The 16,508-nt window shown below is 65.6% G+C and carries 15 protein-coding genes and 2 riboswitches; of the genes, 13 read left to right on the top strand and 2 right to left on the bottom strand.

What is annotated here, in order from left to right:
- Nucleotides 1-41: 41 nt before the first annotated feature.
- Nucleotides 42-128: riboswitch (glycine riboswitch) on the top strand.
- Between the two features lie 21 nt (nucleotides 129-149).
- Nucleotides 150-262: riboswitch (glycine riboswitch) on the top strand.
- Nucleotides 263-313: 51 nt separating this feature from the next.
- Genes gcvT through gcvP form a run of 3 tightly spaced genes read left to right on the top strand, consistent with a single transcriptional unit; the run spans nucleotide 314 to nucleotide 4,769 of the window.
- On the top strand, nucleotides 314-1,408 hold the full coding sequence (gcvT, locus tag H0A72_RS09715; protein WP_180154867.1) for a glycine cleavage system aminomethyltransferase GcvT: 1,095 nt from the start codon (nucleotides 314-316) through the stop codon (nucleotides 1,406-1,408).
- A 43-nt stretch (nucleotides 1,409-1,451) separates the two neighbouring features.
- Nucleotides 1,452-1,829 carry a glycine cleavage system protein GcvH gene (gcvH, locus tag H0A72_RS09710; RefSeq protein ID WP_180154866.1) on the top strand — a complete coding sequence of 126 codons (378 nt, stop codon included), beginning with the start codon at nucleotides 1,452-1,454 and terminating at the stop codon, nucleotides 1,827-1,829.
- A 42-nt stretch (nucleotides 1,830-1,871) separates the two neighbouring features.
- Nucleotides 1,872-4,769: an aminomethyl-transferring glycine dehydrogenase gene (gene gcvP, locus H0A72_RS09705; protein WP_180154865.1), complete on the top strand. Its 2,898-nt coding sequence runs from the start codon at nucleotides 1,872-1,874 to the stop codon at nucleotides 4,767-4,769.
- 72 nt (nucleotides 4,770-4,841) lie between these two features.
- On the opposite strand, the gene aptA is transcribed toward gcvP, so the two are convergent.
- Entirely contained in the window at nucleotides 4,842-6,167 is a 1,326-nt protein-coding gene (gene aptA, locus H0A72_RS09700; protein ID WP_180154864.1) for an omega-aminotransferase AptA, read from the bottom strand.
- Between the two features lie 148 nt (nucleotides 6,168-6,315).
- Between aptA and H0A72_RS09695 the strand changes: the two genes are divergently transcribed.
- The 3 genes from H0A72_RS09695 (at nucleotide 6,316) to H0A72_RS09685 (ending at nucleotide 9,353) form a co-directional block, all read left to right on the top strand.
- Nucleotides 6,316-7,749, top strand: a complete 1,434-nt coding sequence (locus H0A72_RS09695) for an aminotransferase-like domain-containing protein (RefSeq protein WP_180154863.1) — start codon at nucleotides 6,316-6,318, stop codon at nucleotides 7,747-7,749.
- A gap of 69 nt (nucleotides 7,750-7,818) precedes the next feature.
- Nucleotides 7,819-8,802: a thymidylate synthase gene (locus H0A72_RS09690; protein WP_180154862.1), complete on the top strand. Its 984-nt coding sequence runs from the start codon at nucleotides 7,819-7,821 to the stop codon at nucleotides 8,800-8,802.
- Nucleotides 8,803-8,834: 32 nt separating this feature from the next.
- Complete coding sequence (locus H0A72_RS09685; RefSeq protein WP_180154861.1) at nucleotides 8,835-9,353, top strand: dihydrofolate reductase; 519 nt, start codon at nucleotides 8,835-8,837, stop codon at nucleotides 9,351-9,353.
- Here the strand turns inward: H0A72_RS09685 and H0A72_RS09680 are convergent.
- A complete protein-coding gene (locus H0A72_RS09680) occupies nucleotides 9,322-9,744 on the bottom strand; it encodes an OsmC family protein (protein WP_180154860.1) in 423 nt (140 codons plus the stop codon). The two genes, H0A72_RS09685 and H0A72_RS09680, sit on opposite strands and share 32 nt — an antisense overlap.
- Before the next feature lie 215 nt (nucleotides 9,745-9,959).
- On the opposite strand from H0A72_RS09680, the gene H0A72_RS09675 reads away from it, so the two are divergent.
- The 7 genes from H0A72_RS09675 (at nucleotide 9,960) to H0A72_RS09645 (ending at nucleotide 16,482) form a co-directional block, all read left to right on the top strand.
- The gene (locus tag H0A72_RS09675) at nucleotides 9,960-11,657 is read left to right on the top strand and encodes a cbb3-type cytochrome c oxidase subunit I (protein ID WP_180154859.1); all 1,698 of its coding nucleotides are present in this window, start codon (nucleotides 9,960-9,962) and stop codon (nucleotides 11,655-11,657) included.
- A gap of 2 nt (nucleotides 11,658-11,659) precedes the next feature.
- A complete protein-coding gene (locus H0A72_RS09670; RefSeq protein WP_180154858.1) occupies nucleotides 11,660-12,253 on the top strand; it encodes a cbb3-type cytochrome c oxidase subunit II in 594 nt (197 codons plus the stop codon).
- 63 nt (nucleotides 12,254-12,316) lie between these two features.
- Nucleotides 12,317-12,910, top strand: a complete 594-nt coding sequence (locus tag H0A72_RS09665; protein ID WP_180154857.1) for a c-type cytochrome — start codon at nucleotides 12,317-12,319, stop codon at nucleotides 12,908-12,910.
- A 6-nt stretch (nucleotides 12,911-12,916) separates the two neighbouring features.
- Nucleotides 12,917-13,540: an SCO family protein gene (locus tag H0A72_RS09660; protein WP_180154856.1), complete on the top strand. Its 624-nt coding sequence runs from the start codon at nucleotides 12,917-12,919 to the stop codon at nucleotides 13,538-13,540.
- Complete coding sequence (locus H0A72_RS09655) at nucleotides 13,537-14,193, top strand: hypothetical protein (protein WP_246436912.1); 657 nt, start codon at nucleotides 13,537-13,539, stop codon at nucleotides 14,191-14,193. The genes H0A72_RS09660 and H0A72_RS09655 overlap by 4 nt, the downstream gene beginning before the upstream one ends.
- Complete coding sequence (gene coq7 / locus H0A72_RS09650; RefSeq protein ID WP_180154855.1) at nucleotides 14,174-14,878, top strand: 2-polyprenyl-3-methyl-6-methoxy-1,4-benzoquinone monooxygenase; 705 nt, start codon at nucleotides 14,174-14,176, stop codon at nucleotides 14,876-14,878. Before H0A72_RS09655 ends, coq7 begins: the two co-directional genes overlap by 20 nt.
- A 524-nt stretch (nucleotides 14,879-15,402) precedes the next feature.
- A complete protein-coding gene (locus H0A72_RS09645) occupies nucleotides 15,403-16,482 on the top strand; it encodes an MraY family glycosyltransferase (protein ID WP_180154929.1) in 1,080 nt (359 codons plus the stop codon).
- Nucleotides 16,483-16,508: the final 26 nt, after the last annotated feature.

Here is a 16,508-nt window from a genome sequence, read left to right as displayed (position 1 = left end):
GAATTCAGCCGCTTTCGAGTTATTCTTACGGGCTGCTGTTGTTACATGGAGCGGGAGAGCGCCTTTCCCGGCCGCCGAAGGCGCAATTCGCCCAGAATCGCTCAGGCACCCCGTACCGCTCGTGTATTGCCCCGGCCCCAGGCCAGGCATGGCAGCATTCTGGAGAGACTCAGGCCACCGCTTACCAGCCCGGCCCGGGCGCCGAAGGTGAACACCCCGTGATCAGGGGGCAACTCTCAGGCAAAAGGACAGAAGGGCGATGCCGGCCAGCGTGTTGTTGGCTTACGTCGTTTTCCCGTCACCCGGAGCCTCCATGTCTTCCACCCTTAAGCAAACCCCCCTGCACGCAGTCCACCTCGAAGCCGGCGCCAAAATGGTCGATTTCGGCGGCTGGGACATGCCCGTGGCCTATGGGTCACAGCTCGAGGAACACCACGCCGTGCGCCGGGATGCCGGCATGTTCGACGTATCCCACATGCTCAACGTCGACGTCAAGGGCGCGGGGGCCAAGGCTTATCTGCAGCGCCTGCTCGCGAACGATGTCGCCAAGCTCACGGTGCCGGGCAAGGCGCTGTATTCCTGCATGCTGAACCCGGAGGGCGGCGTCATCGACGACCTGATCGTCTATTTCTTCGGCCCGGACGACTGGCGCGTGGTGGTCAATGCCGGCACGGCCGACAAGGACGTGGCCTGGATGCAGGGCGTGGCCCAGTCGGGCGGCTTCGACGCGCAGGTGCTGCCGCGCCGCGACCTCGCCATGCTGGCGGTTCAAGGCCCGAATGCGCGTGAACGCGTATGGGCCGCGCGTCCCGCCTGGAAGGCCGCCACGGCCGGACTCCAGCCCTTCACCGGCGCGGCGATGCCGGACGGCGCGCTGGTGGCCCGCACCGGCTACACCGGCGAAGACGGATTCGAGATCGTGCTGCCCGCCGGCCAGGTCGAGGCCCTTTGGCGCGACCTCGCCGCGCTGGGCGTCCGCCCCTGCGGCCTGGGCGCGCGCGACACCTTGCGTCTGGAAGCCGGCATGAATCTGTATGGCCAGGAAATGGACGAACAGGTCGATCCGCTGGTCTCGGGCCTTGCCTGGACGGTCTCTTTCAAGGATCCGAACCGCGCTTTCATCGGGCGCGACGCGCTCGAGGCCGCCAAGGTCGACCGCTGCCTGGTCGGCCTGAAGCTGCTGGAGCGCGGCGTCATGCGCAGCCACATGAAGGTGCGCAGCGACAAGGGAGACGGCGAGCTCACCAGCGGTTCCATGTCGCCGACCATGGGCGTTTCCATAGGCATGGCGCGGGTTCCGGCGGGCGTCCAGCCCGGCGACGCCGTCCAGGTCGAGATCCGGGGCAAATGGCTGCCCGCCGAAGTGGTAAAAATGCCTTTCGTACGCAACGGCAAAGTGATTGCCTGATTCAAATCCTAAACACGCACATCCAATACCAGCGGGGTAAAACATGTCTCTTCCCACCGATCGCAAATACACTTCCTCCCACGAATGGGTCAAGCCCGAAGGCGAGCTGCTGCTCGTGGGCATCACCGACGCCGCGCAAGACCAGCTGGGCGACCTGGTGTTCGTCGGCGACGTCCACACGGGCGCGCATCTCTCGGCCGGCGAAACCGCCGGCGTCGTGGAATCGGTCAAGGCCGCGTCCGACATCTACGCACCGGTGAACGGCGAAGTCGTGGAGTTCAACGAGGCGCTGAACGACCAGCCCAACCTCATCAACGAAGCCGCCTTCGATACCTGGATCTACAAGCTCAAGCCCGAGAACATGGCCGATATCGAAGGCCTGCTCGATGCCGCCGGCTACCAGGCGCTTTCCAACGACTGATGCCGTTTATCCGCCGCGAACCCGTTTTTGCTTAGGTCGACTATGTTGCGTGAACTTGATCCCCATTCCGATTTCATCCCCAGGCATCTGGGCCCATCCCCGGCCGATCAGGCGAAAATGCTGGAGGCCATCGGCGCGCCCGATCTCCATTCCCTGATTTCCGAAGTCGTGCCGGCCAGCATCCTGAAACGGGGCGCGCTGAATCTGCCGGCCGCGCGCGGCGAGGCCGACGCGCTGGCCGAGCTCAAGGAAATCGCGGGGCGCAACCAGATGTTCCGCAACTATATCGGCCAGGGCTACTACGGCACGCACGTGCCCAACGTCGTCCTGCGCAACATCCTGGAAAACCCCGCCTGGTACACGGCGTACACGCCTTACCAGCCCGAGATCTCCCAGGGCCGGCTGGAGGCCTTGCTGAATTACCAGACCATGGTCGCCGACCTGACCGGGCTGGACATCGCCAACGCGTCTTTGCTGGACGAGGGCACGGCCGCGGCCGAAGCCATGACCTTGGCGCGGCGCGGTTCGCGTTCCAAGAGCAAGGTGTTTTTCGTATCCCGGCATTGCCATCCCCAGACCCTGGAAGTCATCCGGACGCGCGCCGGCGGGCTGGACATCGACGTCGTGGTGGGCGACGAAGCGCAAGGCCTGCCCGAGTGCTTCGGCGTGCTGCTGCAGTATCCGCACAGCCTGGGCGGCGTGGCCGACTACCGCGCGCTGGCGCAGGCCGCGCACGGCCAGGGCGCCGTCGTGGCGGTGGCCACCGACCTCCTTGCCTTGGCGCTGCTGGCGCCGCCTGGGGAATGGGGCGCCGACATCGCCGTCGGTTCGGCGCAGCGCTTCGGCGTGCCGCTCGGCTACGGCGGGCCGCACGCCGGCTTCATGGCCTGCAAGGACGCCTTCAAGCGCAACATGCCCGGCCGCCTGGTGGGCGTCTCCAAAGACAGCCAGGGCGCGCCCGCGCTGCGCCTGGCGCTGCAAACCCGCGAACAGCACATCCGCCGCGAAAAGGCCACGTCCAACATCTGCACGGCCCAGGTCCTGCTGGCCGTGATGGCCGGCATGTATGCCGTCTGGCACGGCCCCGCGGGCATCAAGCGCATCGCCGAACGCGTCGCCTACCTGACCGCCTATCTGCGCGACGCGCTGGCGGGCATGGGCGTCGCCGCCGTCAACGAACATTTCTTCGACACCCTGCTGCTGGACACCGGCGCGCATACCGCGGCCATCGTCAAGGCGGCCAGGGCGGCGTGCATCAACCTGCGCGTGGTCGGCGACACCCGGCTTGCGGTCTCGCTGGACGAAACCGTTACGGTCGCCGACCTGGACGCCCTGCTGGGCGTGTTCGCCGCCGGCGTGGGCGGCAGCTGGAACCCGCCCGCCGGTCGCAGCCTGCCGGCGGCGCACGGCATTCCCGCGGGCCTGCTGCGCCAGTCGCCCATACTTTCGCATCCGATCTTCTCGCGCATCCGTTCGGAAACCGACATGCTGCGCTATCTGCGCAGCCTGGCCGACAAGGACCTGGCGCTGGACCGCACGATGATTCCGCTGGGCTCCTGCACCATGAAGCTGAACGCCACGGCCGAAATGATCCCCATCACCTGGCCGGAATTCGGCAACATGCATCCCTACGCGCCGGCCGAGCAGGCCCGGGGCTACAAAGAACTGATCGACCGCCTGTCCGCCGCCCTGTGCGAAATCACCGGCTACGATTCCATCAGCCTGCAGCCCAATTCGGGCGCGCAGGGCGAATACGCCGGCCTGCTGGCCATACGCGGCTATCACCGCGCCAACGGCCAGCACCAGCGCGACGTCTGCCTGATTCCCGCGTCCGCGCACGGCACCAATCCCGCGTCGGCGCAGCTGGCGGGCATGGAGGTCGTCGTCGTGGCTTCCGACGATGACGGCAACGTCGACGTCGAGGACCTGAAGGCCAAGATCGCCAAGGTCGGCGACCGCCTGGCGGCCTTGATGATCACCTATCCTTCCACGCACGGCGTCTTCGAGACGGCCGTGACGGAAATCTGCGCCCTCGTCCATGATGCGGGCGGCCAGGTCTACCTGGACGGCGCCAACATGAACGCGATGGTCGGGCTGGCCCAGCCCGGCAAGTTCGGTTCGGACGTCTCGCACCTGAACCTGCACAAGACTTTCTGCATTCCGCATGGCGGCGGCGGCCCGGGCGTCGGCCCGGTTGCCGTGCGCGCCCATCTGGCGCCCTACCTGCCCGCCGTGCTGGACGAGTCCGGCCAGCTGCCGCCGGGAGCGCAAGTGGGCCCCGTGTCGGCCGCGCCCTACGGTTCGGCCAGCGTGCTGCCGATTTCCTACATGTACATCACGCTGATGGGCGCGGAAGGCCTGCTGGCCGCGACGGAAACGGCCATACTCAATGCCAACTACGTCGCCGCCCGCCTGCGGGACCACTATCCCATTCTGTACGCGGGCCCGAACGGGCGCGTGGCGCACGAGTGCATCCTGGACGTGCGCCCCATCAAGGACGCTTGCGGCATCACGGCGGAGGACATCGCCAAGCGGCTGATGGACTATGGCTTCCACGCGCCCACCATGAGCTTTCCGGTGGCGGGCACGCTGATGGTGGAGCCGACGGAATCCGAAGGCCTGGCCGAGCTGGACCGCTTCATCGATGCGATGATCGCCATCCGCGAGGAAATCGCGCAGGTGGAGCGCGGCGAGAAGGACGCGGAAGACAATGTGCTGAAGAACGCTCCGCACACGGCGCAGATGCTGTTGGTGAGCCAATGGCATCACGACTACACGCGCGAGGCGGCGGCTTATCCCGTGGCGGGCTTGCGCGACAACAAGTATTGGCCGCCGGTTGCCCGGGTGGACAATGCCTACGGGGACAGGAACCTGATGTGCTCTTGCCCGCCGGTTGGGGATTATTCGGAAAGCGAGGCGGCGAGCGAAAGCGTGGCTTGATGCCGGCCGGCGGGCTGTGCGGGGGCGGGCGCTCGGGCCAGTGGCCCGAACACGCGCCCCCGCAAGCCGCCTTTACGCCACGGTTTTCAATACCTTGTCTATCGTTTCGAAGATCTCGGCGATCTGCTGTTCTTCGATGATGAGCGGCGGCGAGACGGCGATGATGTCGCCGGTGTAGCGCACCATCACGCCCGCGTCGAAGCATTTCGCGAAGACCTCGGCCGCGCGCGCGCCCGGCGCGCCTTCGCGTGGCTGGAGCTCGATGCCGGCGACCAGGCCCAGGTTGCGGACGTCGATGACGTGGCGGGCGTTTTCCAGATTGTGGGCGGCGTCTTCGAACTTTTGCGACAGGCCGGCGGCGCGCTTGAACAACTGGTCTTTCTCGTAGATGCCCAGCGTGGCCAGGATGGCGGCCGTGGCCAGCGGGTGCGCCGAATAGGTATAGCCATGGAAGAACTCGATGCCGCTGGCCGCGGCGCCCACGATGGTGTCGTGGATTTCGCGGCGGACGGCGACGGCGCCGGCGGGCACGGCGGCGTTGCTGATGCCCTTCGCCATGGTGATCAGGTCCGGCTTCACGCCGAAGAATTCACTGGCGGTGTTGGCGCCCAGGCGGCCGAAGCCCGTGATGACTTCGTCGAAAATCAGCAGGATGCCGTGCTTTTCGGTGATGGCGCGCAGCTTTTCCAGATAGCCCTTGGGCGGGATCAGCACGCCGGTGGAGCCGGCCAGGGGCTCGACGATGACGGCGGCGATGGTGGAGGCGTCGTGCAGGGCGATGATGCTTTCCAGCTGGTCTGCGAAGTGCTCGCCCCATGCCGGCTGCCCGCGCGTATGCTTGTTCTTGGACAGGTCGTGGGTGTGCGGCAGGTGGTCGACATTGGGCAGCAGGGCGCCCGAGAACGTCTTGCGGTTGGGCGAGATTCCGCCGACGGAGATGCCGCCGAACCCCACGCCGTGGTAACCGCGCTCGCGGCCGATCAGGCGGGTGCGCTGGCCTTCGCCGCGCGCGCGGTGGTAGGCCAGGGCGATCTTCAGCGACGTATCGACGGATTCGGACCCCGAATTGGTGAAGAAAATGCGGTCCATGCCTTCCGGCATCAGGCGGGCGACCGCCGAGGCGGCGCGGAAGGAGTCGGTGTGGCCGAGCTGGAAGCTGGGCGCGTAATCGAGTTCGGCGGTTTGCCGGGCGATGGCGTCGATGATTTCCTGGCGGCCGTGGCCCGCGTTCACGCACCAGAGGCCCGCGGTGCCGTCGAGCACCGGGTGGCCGTCGGCGGCCGTGTAGTACATGCCCTTGGCCTTGGTCAGCAGGCGTGGATGCTCTTTGAACTGGCGGTTTGCGGTGAAAGGCATCCACAGATTCGACAGATCCGGGAGATTCGCGTTACTGGTCATGGTTACCTCGACAGGCGAAAACGAAGGGGGTAGGCTTGGTGTCCGCCTATTCTCGTTCGCCCCGACTTGCAAATAAATATACAGTCGACCAAAATCGATATGACTGTATTGTTTGAATGATGATAACTGTGCTGATTCTGGGGAAGCAATGCGGTTTTTCGAGCCCGTGCGTGATCGCAAGCATGCGCCCTCCTTGGTGGAGCAGGTCGTCGAGGCGCTGGAAAACGCGATCCGGCAACAACTGTTGAGGCCGGGCATGGCCATGCCCTCGGTGCGCAAGTTCGCCAAGGCGCATGGCCTGAGCACCTTCACGGTGTCGGCGGCCTACAGCCGCCTGGTTGCGCAAAACTGGCTGGTGGCGCGGCCGGGCTCCGGCTACCGGGTGGCGGCCGCGGCCCGCAGGGCGCCTGCGGGCGCCGCGCCCGCGCCCGTGTCGGCGTGGGCGCCGCCCAAGATCGGGGCGTCCTGGCTGCTGGCGGACGTCTTCGCTGACCACTCCATACCCATCAAGTCCGGCTGCGGCTGGCTGCCCGGAGAATGGCTGAACGAGGCCGGCTTGTCCCAGGCGCTGCGGCAGGTGTCGCGCACTTCCCCCAAGCAGCTTGCCGGCTATGGTCATCCTTATGGCTATTTTCCCTTGCGCGAGCATATCCGGCATGCGCTCGAACACAATGGCCTGCAGGTGGCCAGCGACCAGGTGCTGCTGACCCAGGGGGCCACCCAGGGGCTGGACATCGTGATCCGCACGCTGTTCCGGCCGGGCGATGTGGTGCTCGCCGAGTTTCCGGGCTATGCGAACCTGCTGGAAACCATGCGCCTGGCGGGCCTGCGGGTGCTCAGCGTGCCGCGCAACCAGGACGGCCTGTGCACCCGCACCCTCGAAGAACTGGCCGCCAGGCACCAGGTGAAAGCGGTGTTCGTCAACACCGTGCTGCAGAATCCCACCGGCACGAGCCTGAGCATGAACAACGCCTTTCGCATCCTGCAGCTGGCGGAGCAATACCGCTACACGGTGATCGAGGACGACGTGTCGCGCGATCTGCTGCCGGGCATCGGCCCCATGCTGGTCGCCATGGGCGGGACGGCGCGGGTCGTGTATGTGTCGGGTTTCTCCAAGAGCATCATGCCCTCGATGCGGGTGGGCTATGTGGTGGCCAACGCCGAGCTGCTGAAGGAGTTCGCCAAGACCAAGATGACGCTGGGCCTGACGACGCCGGAAATGATGGAGCGCACCGTCCACGAAGTGCTGAGGCAGGGCCGGCACCAGGCTCACCTGAGGCGCGTGCAGGAACGGCTGCGCGAGGCGCACGACGAACTGGGCGCCCTGATGGACGAGCACGGTTTCGAGGTGTACAGCAGGCCCCAGGCGGGCCTGTTCCTGTGGGCTCGGCCCGCCGGCCCGTGGCGCGAGCAGGGCTCGGCAAAACTGGCCGAACTGGCCTTGAAAGACGGGATATGGCTGGCGCCGGGATCCTACTTCGACCCCGGGCAGGCGGATACGGGGTGGATACGCTTCAATGTCGCGTACTCGCTGCACCGGGCGCTATGGGCCTTCATGCGCAAGGCGGGGGCGACCGCCTGACGGCCCCCTGCGGCCATGGGCCGCCGCTGGCTATACTGTGGCCTTGAGTCAAGGCGGAAACTACAGCATATGAAGCAATACCTCGACCTGGTCCAGAACATTTTCGACAACGGCACTTGGCAGGAAAATCGCACCGGCGTGCGCACATGCAGCATTCCCGGCGCGATGATGCGATTCGACCTGCAGGAAGGCTTTCCCGCCGTCACGACCAAGAAACTCGCCTTCAAGTCCGCCATCGGCGAACTGGTGGGCTTTCTGCGCGCCTGCCGGAACGCGGCCGACTTCAACGCCCTGGGCTGCAAGGTATGGGACCAGAACGCCAACGAGAACCGCCAGTGGCTGGCGAATCCCTACCGGCTGGAAGAGGGCGACCTGGGGCCCGTATACGGCATCCAGTGGCGGGAATGGCCGGCCTACAAGCTGATCGACACCAGCCTGCCGCACAGCGCGGCGCAGATCGACGACGCCCTGGCCCGCGGCTATGCGCAGATCGGCCTGGTCGGCAACGCGGGCGGCACGGCCAGCGCGCTGCTGTACAAGGCCGTGGACCAGCTGCGCGCCTGCCTGGACACCATCATGCGCGATCCGGGCAGCCGGCGCATACTCTTTCATGGCTGGAACTGGGCCCAGCTCGAGGAAATGGCCCTGCCTCCCTGCCACCTGCTCTACCAGTTCCTGGTCAACGTCGAGAAAAAGGAAATTTCCCTTTGCCTGTATATCCGCAGCAACGACGTCGGCCTGGGCACGCCCTTCAACCTGACCGAAGGCGCGGCGCTGCTGCACCTCGTCGGGCGCCTGACCGGCTACCAGCCGCGCTGGTTCACCTATTTCATCGGCGATGCGCACATCTATGAGAACCATGTGGACATGCTGCGCGAGCAGTTGCGGCGCGAACCCTTCCCGGCGCCGCGCCTGGCGCTGTCGGACCGCATCCCCGACTATGCCGAAACGGGCCGGTACGAACCCGAATGGCTGGAAAGAATCGAGCCCGGCGACTTCTCGCTGGAGGGCTACCGACATCACGCGCCGCTGACCGCGCCCATGGCGGTTTGACCGCCGCCCACCGACATACGGAACATATCGCCATGCCCGACGCCCGCGTCCAACTCGTCGTCGCCTATTCCGCCAACCGCGTGATCGGCCGCGACAATGCGCTGCCCTGGCGCCTGCCCTCCGACCTCAAGCATTTCAAGCGCGTCACCCTGGGCAAACCCATCATCATGGGCCGCAATACCTGGCATTCGCTGGGCCGCCCGCTGCCCGGCCGCCCCAACCTGGTGCTCAGCCGCGACCCGGGCTTCGCCGCCGAAGGCGCCACCGTGCATCCCGACCTGGAATCCGCCCTCGCGGCCTGTCGCGATGCGGAAGTCGTCTGCGTGATCGGCGGCGAACAGGTCTTCAAGGCGGCGCTGGACATCGCCGAGGAAATCATCGCCACCGAAGTGCACGCCGAGGTGGCGGGCGACACTTTCTTTCCACCCTTGCCGGCGGGCTGGACGGAAGTCGAACGCCTTGCGCAGCCGGAAGAGAACGGCCTGGCGTTCGACTTCGTCACGTATCGCAGGGGCGGCGTCAGGCTTCCAGAATCTGGATCGAATGCGTGATGTCGGCCGTCTTGGCCAGCATGGCCGAGGCGGAGCAGTATTTGTCGTGTGACATCTTCACGGCCCGTTCGACGGCGGTTTGGGACAGGCCCTTGCCGCTGACGACGAAGGCGAAATGGATCTTGGTGAATACCTTGGGATCGGTTTCGGCGCGCTCGGCGGTGAGCGTCACCCGGCAGTCGGTGACGGCCTGGCGGCTGCGCTTGAGGATCAATACGACATCGTAGGCCGCGCAGCCGCCCGTTCCGGCCAGCAGCATTTCCATGGGGCGCGGGGCGAGATTGTGCCCGCCGCCGTCGGGGGCGCCGTCCATGGCCGTTACGTGGCCGCTGCCCGTGCGGGCAACGAAGAGCATGCCGTCCGGGCCGCCCCAGTCTATCGTGCATTCCATGCTTGTTCCTGGTGTGTATCGACAATCGTGCAGACTGAATGTTGACGCATCCGCGGCCTTTGCGCAATTCGCCGCATAACTGCATCATGCGTAGGGTAATGGCGTGGCGGGCTTGGCCTCTCCGGTATCATTCCGCATAAATATCGCCTTACGATATAAGCAGCTGGAACGAAGCGTTGCAGCGGGCGGTATCCGCAATCAAGAGACGCATCCGCATGAGCACCATCACCATACTGCTGCTGACTTTCATATTGTCCGTCACCGGCTTGTTCGTTTTCATCTGGTCCCTGCGCCGGCATCTGTTCGACGCCGATCCGGCGGCCGCCAGAGTCATATTTTCCGAAGGGGAGATCGGCAAGGTCGAAGAGCCCGCCGCCACGCCGGCGCAGCATCAAGCCTTGCAGCGCGCCGTCGGCGAAGGGCCGGTTTCCGGAGCGGGCGCGCCGGTGGACAGCGTGACGCAGGCCCGCGAGCTGGCCGAGCGCGTCCGGGCGGACCGCTCGACCGCCTATGTGGCCTTCGTCTTTCTTTCCTGCGCCGTCGCCTGGCTGATACTGGCCTCGGCGGCGGGGCTGATCAGCTCGATCAAGCTGCATCAGCCCGATTTCCTCACCGACTACGCCTGGCTGACCTTCGGCCGCATCCGGACCCTGCACCTGAACATGGTGGCCTATGGCTGGGCGCCCATGGCCGCCTTCGGCATCGCGCACTGGACGCTGCCCCGCCTGCTCAAGACCGAGCTCATGGGCGGCAGGTTCGCGCTGCTGGGGGCGATGCTCTGGAATGCCGCCCTGATCGCCGGCCTGGGCAGCGTGGCGGCGGGCATCAGCGACGGGCTGGAGTGGCTGGAAATACCCTGGCAGATAGACATCTTGTTCGTGATCGGCGGGGCGCTCATCGGCCTGCCCTTGGTCTTTACGCTGCAGAACCGGAAGACCGAGCACCTGTACGTATCCATCTGGTACATGGGCGCGGCCTTGTTCTGGTTTCCGGTCCTGTTCCTGGTGGGCAATTTGCCGGGCGTGCATTTCGGCGTGGAGCAGGCCACCATGAACTGGTGGTTCGGCCACAACGTGCTGGGGCTGTTCTACACGCCTATCGCCCTGGCTTCCGTGTATTACTTCCTGCCCAAGATCATCGGCCGGCCGATACAATCGTACAACCTGTCGCTGCTGGGCTTCTGGGCGCTGGCGTTCTTCTATGGCCAGGTCGGCGGCCATCACCTGGTGGGCGGGCCGGTGCCGGGGTGGCTGATCACGCTGTCCATCGTCCAGAGCATGATGATGATCGTGCCGGTGCTGGCGTTCTCGGTCAACCAGCACTTGACGATGCGCGGTCATTTCAAGACTCTGCTGTATTCGCCCACGCTGCGGTTCATCGTGCTGGGCGGCATGATGTACACGCTCAGCTCGGTGCAGGGTTCCTTCGAGGCCTTGCGCAGCATCAACACGGTCACGCACTTCACCCACTTCACGGTGGCGCACGCCCACCTGGGGCTGTACGGGTTTTTTTCGCTGGTGATGTTCGGCGCCATCTATTTCGTCATGCCGCGCGTGATGGCGTGGGAATGGCCGTATCCGCGTCTCATCTCCCTGCACTTCTGGCTGGTGGTGCTGGGTTTCGGCGTCTATTTCGTGGGCTTGTCCATCGGCGGATGGCTGCAGGGCGTGGCCATGCTGGACGCGAGCCGAAGCTTTATGGAGTCCGTCAAGGTCACGATTCCCTATCTGGAGGCGCGTAGCGTGGGGGGCGGCCTGATGACGCTGGGCCACCTGGTGTTCGCCTTCCATTTCGGCGCCATGGCGCTGCGCTACGGGCGCAAGCGCGTGGGCCCGGCGCTCTTTCGAAACCGTGCGGATTCCCTCCCGCCCGTCGAGGTTCCCGTCGCCGCCGGCGGCGTGGTGGGAGGCTGAGCATGGAAAACGAATACAAACTGCTGGGCGGGGCGATGGTCACCCTGGCGCTGGCGACCGCGACCCTGGTCGTCGTGCCCTATGTGCAGCTGTCGGACGTCCAGCCGTCGCCGGGGCTCAAGGACTATACCTCGGCGGAGCTGCGCGGCCGCCGGCAGTACATCGAGAACGGCTGCGTGTACTGCCACACGCAGCAGCCCCGGGCCCGGGCGCAAGCGCCCGACTTCCAGAGGGGCTGGGGCAGGGCGCCGGTCGCCGGCGACTATTTCTATGACCGGCCGCATCTGCTGGGCACCATGCGCACCGGCCCCGACTTGCTGAACATAGGCGCGCGCCAGCCCAGCGCCGACTGGAACCTGGGCCACCTCTACCAGCCGCGCGCCTACACGCCGGGCAGCATCATGCCGTCCTATCCCTATCTCTTCGAAGTCAAGGACAAGGCCGAGAAGGGCGACCGGGTGGTGAACCTGCCGCCGGCATATGCGCCGCTGGGGCAGGTGGTCGTGGCCCGTCCGGAAGCGCTCGACCTGGTCGCCTACCTCCTTGCCCTGGACCGCAGCTATCCCGTCAAGCCGCCGCCCGGCCCGGACAGATAGCGGCGCGCGCCGCGCATGCCCCGCCGCGCCGCCGGACGCAATGAAGTCATTGGAGAGAACAGGATGCCGCATCGTTTCAAGAGGAAAATCGCCGCCCAGTCGCGCGAGATGCCCGAACCTTATGAGGGCAGCAGGCCCGTGCCCATGATCGTGGTGCTGATCGTGGCCTCGATATTCTTGTGGGCCGTCGGCTATATCGGCTACACCTATCAGGCGCAGCCGTCCTCGTACGGCGACTGGCGCAGCGCGGCCGACTTCCAGCGCGAAGCCGGCACGGCGCAGGTCGACGGCGCGCAGCTGTACGCCACCCACTGCGTGGCATGCCACCAAGCCACCGGCAAGGGCTTGCCGGGCGTGTTTCCGCCGCTTTCGGGATCCGAATGGCTGGAAGGAGCGCCCGATGCGGGCATACAGATCGTGCTGCACGGGGTGATGGGGCCCCTGACGGTGGGCGGAACGAAATACGATGGAAGCATGCCGACGTTCAAGGACAAGCTGAACGATGAAGAGATCGCCGCGGTGCTGACGCATATCCGCGGCAGTTTCGGCAATTCCGCCGGCGCGGTGAAGGCCGCGGAAGTAGCCGCCGCGCGCCAGGCCAGCGCGGATCGCAGCGCTCCCTGGAACGGCGACGCGGACCTTGCCGCCTTGCGGTGATCCGGCATGAGGACCGTGCTCGCCGCGGCGCTGGCCTGTGTCCTGGGGCTGGGCGCCATTTCGGCCAAGACCGACGGATTCACCGTGCTGACCAGCGAAGCGGCGCGGCGGGCGGATATCGCGCGCGAGCCCAAGGCACTGCCGGACGCCATGCTCGTGGACGAACGGGGCCTGGGGGCCGGGCTGCTGGAGCGCTTGCGCCGCGACGGCCGCGTGGCCGTCGTGAATTTCATCTATACGCGCTGCGTGTCGCTGTGCACCGCCATGGGCACGGAATACCAGCGCCTGCAATCGGAAATCCTGCAACGAGGCCTTGCGGACCGCGTGCGCTTGCTGAGCATCAGCTTCGACCCGGCGGACACGCCGGAGCGCCTGGAACGCTATGCGCGCGGCATGGGCGTGGAACCGGCCGTCTGGACGTTCGCCACGGCCGCGGACCCGGCCCAGTTGCGCGCGCTGCTGGACGCCTTCGGCATCGTGGTGATCCCCGCGCCCTTGGGCCAGTATGAGCACAATGCGGCCTACCACGTCGTTTCCGCGCAGGGCCGCCTGGAACGCATCGTCGATCTGGGCGAAACGGAGCGGCTGCTGGATGCGCTGCGGCAGCCGCCCGCGGAGCCCGCGGCATGACCGGGCCGGGCCGCGCGCGCCGCTTCCATCTTGGCGCCGCTTTGCTGCTGCTGGCGGCGGCATGGGTCCTGGATGGGTTCCTGACCCGGTCCATGGCCTGGCACATGCTGGTCCATATTCCCATGCTGATTGCCGCGGGCGCGTGGGCGGCCGCGGGCCTGGCCGGCGCCGGCTCGCCCAAGGGCGCAAGGCCGGGCTCGGCATTTGCCGCGCTCGGCAAATATAATGAGCATGGCCTGCCGGGTTTGCTGCTGTTCAGCTTCATCGGCGCCTATTGGATGATTCCCCGTTCACTGGACGACGCGGTGACGTCGGCGGCGTCCCAGGGGTTCAAGTACGCGACCCTGGTGCTGGCCGGCATGCTGCTGATTCATTCGCTGCGCCGGGCAAATGCCATCATCGTCGTGTTCTTCCTGGGCAATTTTTCCTGGATGACGGCGATCGTGGGCTTGCTGTATCAGGAATACCCCGCGCGCCTGTGCAATGTATATTTGCTGGGCGACCAGGAAATCGCGGGCCGCGGGCTGGTCGCCTGGGCGATCCTGCTGCCCTTGGCCTGGTTTATGATCGAGCGCCGCCGTCCCCGCTCATTGCTGGCCGGGGCGGACGCCCCAACCGTGAAAGGAAATACGAATGTCGACGGTCGAAAATAGTGTGAATTCCGGGGTCGGGCCCCATGCGGTGTCTGACCCCAGGCGCCTCGGCACGGTCGATAAGCTGCTCTCGGAAATCGGCCGGGCGGTGCAGATTCTGGACGGGTCCGTGCACGCGAGCCGGCCGAATCCCGCGGGCCGGCACCGGGCCGACGACCACGCCGCCGCCCTGACGTCCGAAGAGCAGCGCCATGCCGCGGGGCTGATGCGGGTAAACCATGTGGGCGAAATTTGCGCACAGGCCTTGTATCGCGGCCAGGCGATGTTTTGTCGCGACGCAGCAATCCGGGACGTCCTGTATGACGCCGCCGCCGAAGAGGTGGACCACCTGGCCTGGTGCCGGCAGCGCCTGGACGAACTGCACAGCCGTCCCAGCCTCCTGAATCCGCTTTGGTATGCCGGCTCGTTCGCGCTGGGCATGGCGGCAAGCCGGGCGGGCACCGGCAGGAACCTGGGCTTCATGGCCGAAACCGAGAGGCAGGTGGAACAGCACCTGGACGGCCATCTGGTCGATCTGCCCAAGACAGACGAGCGTTCGCGCAGTATCGTGGTGCAGATGCGCGACGACGAAATCCAGCATCGCAACACGGCCGAGACGCATGGGGCCGATGCCTTGCCGGCGCCGGTCAAGCTTGCCATGCGGTTCATGTCCAAGGTCATGACGGTCACGGCGTACCGTATTTAGCGGCCCCGGCCGGTAATTTGTAAAAGAATGGCGGCTGGGGTAAACTCTAAGTTACGGTGACGCTTTTTTATGAACGGTTTTTTGTAAAAAGACCACAAACTTAAAAAGTTACATCTTTGCAGCGGTTTTTTCTTGCAACGCACAAATAATCGCTATATACTTTAGTTATCGGATGTCGAAACGTGATTGCAAGGGTAAACCCCAGTCACGCGGTCTCGAGCAAATGCTCTGGTAGCCCGACATGCCCAGGTTGTCTCCTCCACCCTCCTCCTTTGGTGGATTTAGCCCGAGATCTCACGATCTCGGGCTTTTTTTTATGTTTTTCAGTCCCTTAGGCTCGAAGAGCCATAGCGTGACCCGCTGTTTTGTGCTTACATTTCTTGTTGCACTTTTTACGGTGCCGGAAGGCGCCCTGTTACAAATAGGGCCGATAATGTCATTGCCTCAACGTCTATAGGGATTACGTGATTTCGCTCAAGCTCTGGGAATCATTCACCTGGTTCTACATCTGTATCGTCGCCTTCATGGTCGGGGGCCTGATCGTGGCGTCCGAGCGCTGGCATGGCGTCTTTACGGGCGATTCCGACATGAAGAAGCCGCAGGCCATGCACGCGCGCGCGGCGCCGCGCGTGGGCGGTCTGGCCGTGGTCGCCGGCAGCCTGGCGGGGCTGCTCGTGCTCGGCCCCAGCAACATGACCCTGACCTGGCTGTGGCCCGTGCTGTTCGTGGCGGCCATGCCGGTTTTCGTGGCCGGGCTGCTTGAAGACATCACCAAGGACGTCGGTTCCGGCAAGCGTCTGCTGGCCGCGTTCGCGTCGGCGGCGATTGCGTGGTGGCTGCTGGGGGGCGTTTCCCGGGTGGGCTGGAGCTGGGCGGACTGGCTGCTGTCGTTCTGGCCGGTGTCGCTGGTGTTCACCATGGTGGCGGTGGGCGGCTGTACCCATGCGCTCAATATCATAGACGGCATGAACGGCCTGGCGGGCATGATCGCCACGCTCATGGCGGCGTCGCTGGCGCTCGTCGCGCTGCAGGTTCAGGACATCCCCATTTTCCTGATCGCCGCCGCCCTTGCGTCCGCCACCCTGGGTTTCCTGGTCTGGAATTTCCCCTTTGGCAGGGTTTTCCTGGGCGACGGCGGCGCGTATTTCCTGGGATTCATGCTGGCCGAGCTTGCCGTGCAGCTGGTGGTGCGCAATCCCAGCGTGTCGCCTTTCTATGCGCTGGCCGTGCTGTTCTACCCGGTTTTTGAAACCATGTTCTCGATCTGGCGCCGCCGCTTCAAGCGCGGCACGCCGGTGGACCAGCCCGATGCGCTCCATTTGCACCAGCTCGTTTTCCGGCGCCTGGTCCGGGTCACGTTCAGCCGCGATCGCCGCCACGCCGTGCCCGCCCTGTGCAACGCCATGACCTCTCCGTATCTGTGGTTCCTGGCGCTCATCGGCCTGGTGCCCGCCACCATCTGGTGGGACAACGCCTGGGTGCTGTGCGCCAGCATCGCGGCGTTCTCCCTGGCTTATCTATGGCTGTATGCGCGCCTGGTTTCCTGGCGCCGGCCTTCGTGGCTGCTGTTGCCGTCCATAGGGCGCAACGTCAGGCGCAAATAGCGCCGCAACCCCTCTCATTTCTTCGT

The organism is Parapusillimonas granuli (genome assembly GCF_013416525.1).
In the GTDB taxonomy this organism is placed as follows: domain Bacteria; phylum Pseudomonadota; class Gammaproteobacteria; order Burkholderiales; family Burkholderiaceae_B; genus Parapusillimonas; species Parapusillimonas granuli.
The sequence above is the reverse complement of the archived record's forward strand: the minus strand, read 5'-3'. Positions and strand labels throughout refer to the sequence as shown.

What these genes read in the sequence shown, in the direction of transcription:
- coq7 (WP_180154855.1), top strand. Translation starts at nt 14,174, where the DNA reads ATGTCGACGGTCGAAAATAGTGTGAATTCCGGGGTCGGGCCCCATGCG.
- H0A72_RS09675 (WP_180154859.1), top strand. Translation starts at nt 9,960, where the DNA reads ATGAGCACCATCACCATACTGCTGCTGACTTTCATATTGTCCGTCACC.
- gcvH (WP_180154866.1), top strand. Translation starts at nt 1,452, where the DNA reads ATGTCTCTTCCCACCGATCGCAAATACACTTCCTCCCACGAATGGGTC.
- H0A72_RS09690 (WP_180154862.1), top strand. Translation starts at nt 7,819, where the DNA reads ATGAAGCAATACCTCGACCTGGTCCAGAACATTTTCGACAACGGCACT.
- H0A72_RS09660 (WP_180154856.1), top strand. Translation starts at nt 12,917, where the DNA reads ATGAGGACCGTGCTCGCCGCGGCGCTGGCCTGTGTCCTGGGGCTGGGC.
- H0A72_RS09645 (WP_180154929.1), top strand. Translation starts at nt 15,403, where the DNA reads ATGGTCGGGGGCCTGATCGTGGCGTCCGAGCGCTGGCATGGCGTCTTT.
- H0A72_RS09665 (WP_180154857.1), top strand. Translation starts at nt 12,317, where the DNA reads ATGCCGCATCGTTTCAAGAGGAAAATCGCCGCCCAGTCGCGCGAGATG.
- H0A72_RS09680 (WP_180154860.1), bottom strand. Translation starts at nt 9,744, where the DNA reads ATGGAATGCACGATAGACTGGGGCGGCCCGGACGGCATGCTCTTCGTT.
- aptA (WP_180154864.1), bottom strand. Translation starts at nt 6,167, where the DNA reads ATGACCAGTAACGCGAATCTCCCGGATCTGTCGAATCTGTGGATGCCT.
- H0A72_RS09695 (WP_180154863.1), top strand. Translation starts at nt 6,316, where the DNA reads ATGCGGTTTTTCGAGCCCGTGCGTGATCGCAAGCATGCGCCCTCCTTG.
- H0A72_RS09670 (WP_180154858.1), top strand. Translation starts at nt 11,660, where the DNA reads ATGGAAAACGAATACAAACTGCTGGGCGGGGCGATGGTCACCCTGGCG.
- H0A72_RS09685 (WP_180154861.1), top strand. Translation starts at nt 8,835, where the DNA reads ATGCCCGACGCCCGCGTCCAACTCGTCGTCGCCTATTCCGCCAACCGC.
- gcvP (WP_180154865.1), top strand. Translation starts at nt 1,872, where the DNA reads ATGTTGCGTGAACTTGATCCCCATTCCGATTTCATCCCCAGGCATCTG.
- gcvT (WP_180154867.1), top strand. Translation starts at nt 314, where the DNA reads ATGTCTTCCACCCTTAAGCAAACCCCCCTGCACGCAGTCCACCTCGAA.
- H0A72_RS09655 (WP_246436912.1), top strand. Translation starts at nt 13,537, where the DNA reads ATGACCGGGCCGGGCCGCGCGCGCCGCTTCCATCTTGGCGCCGCTTTG.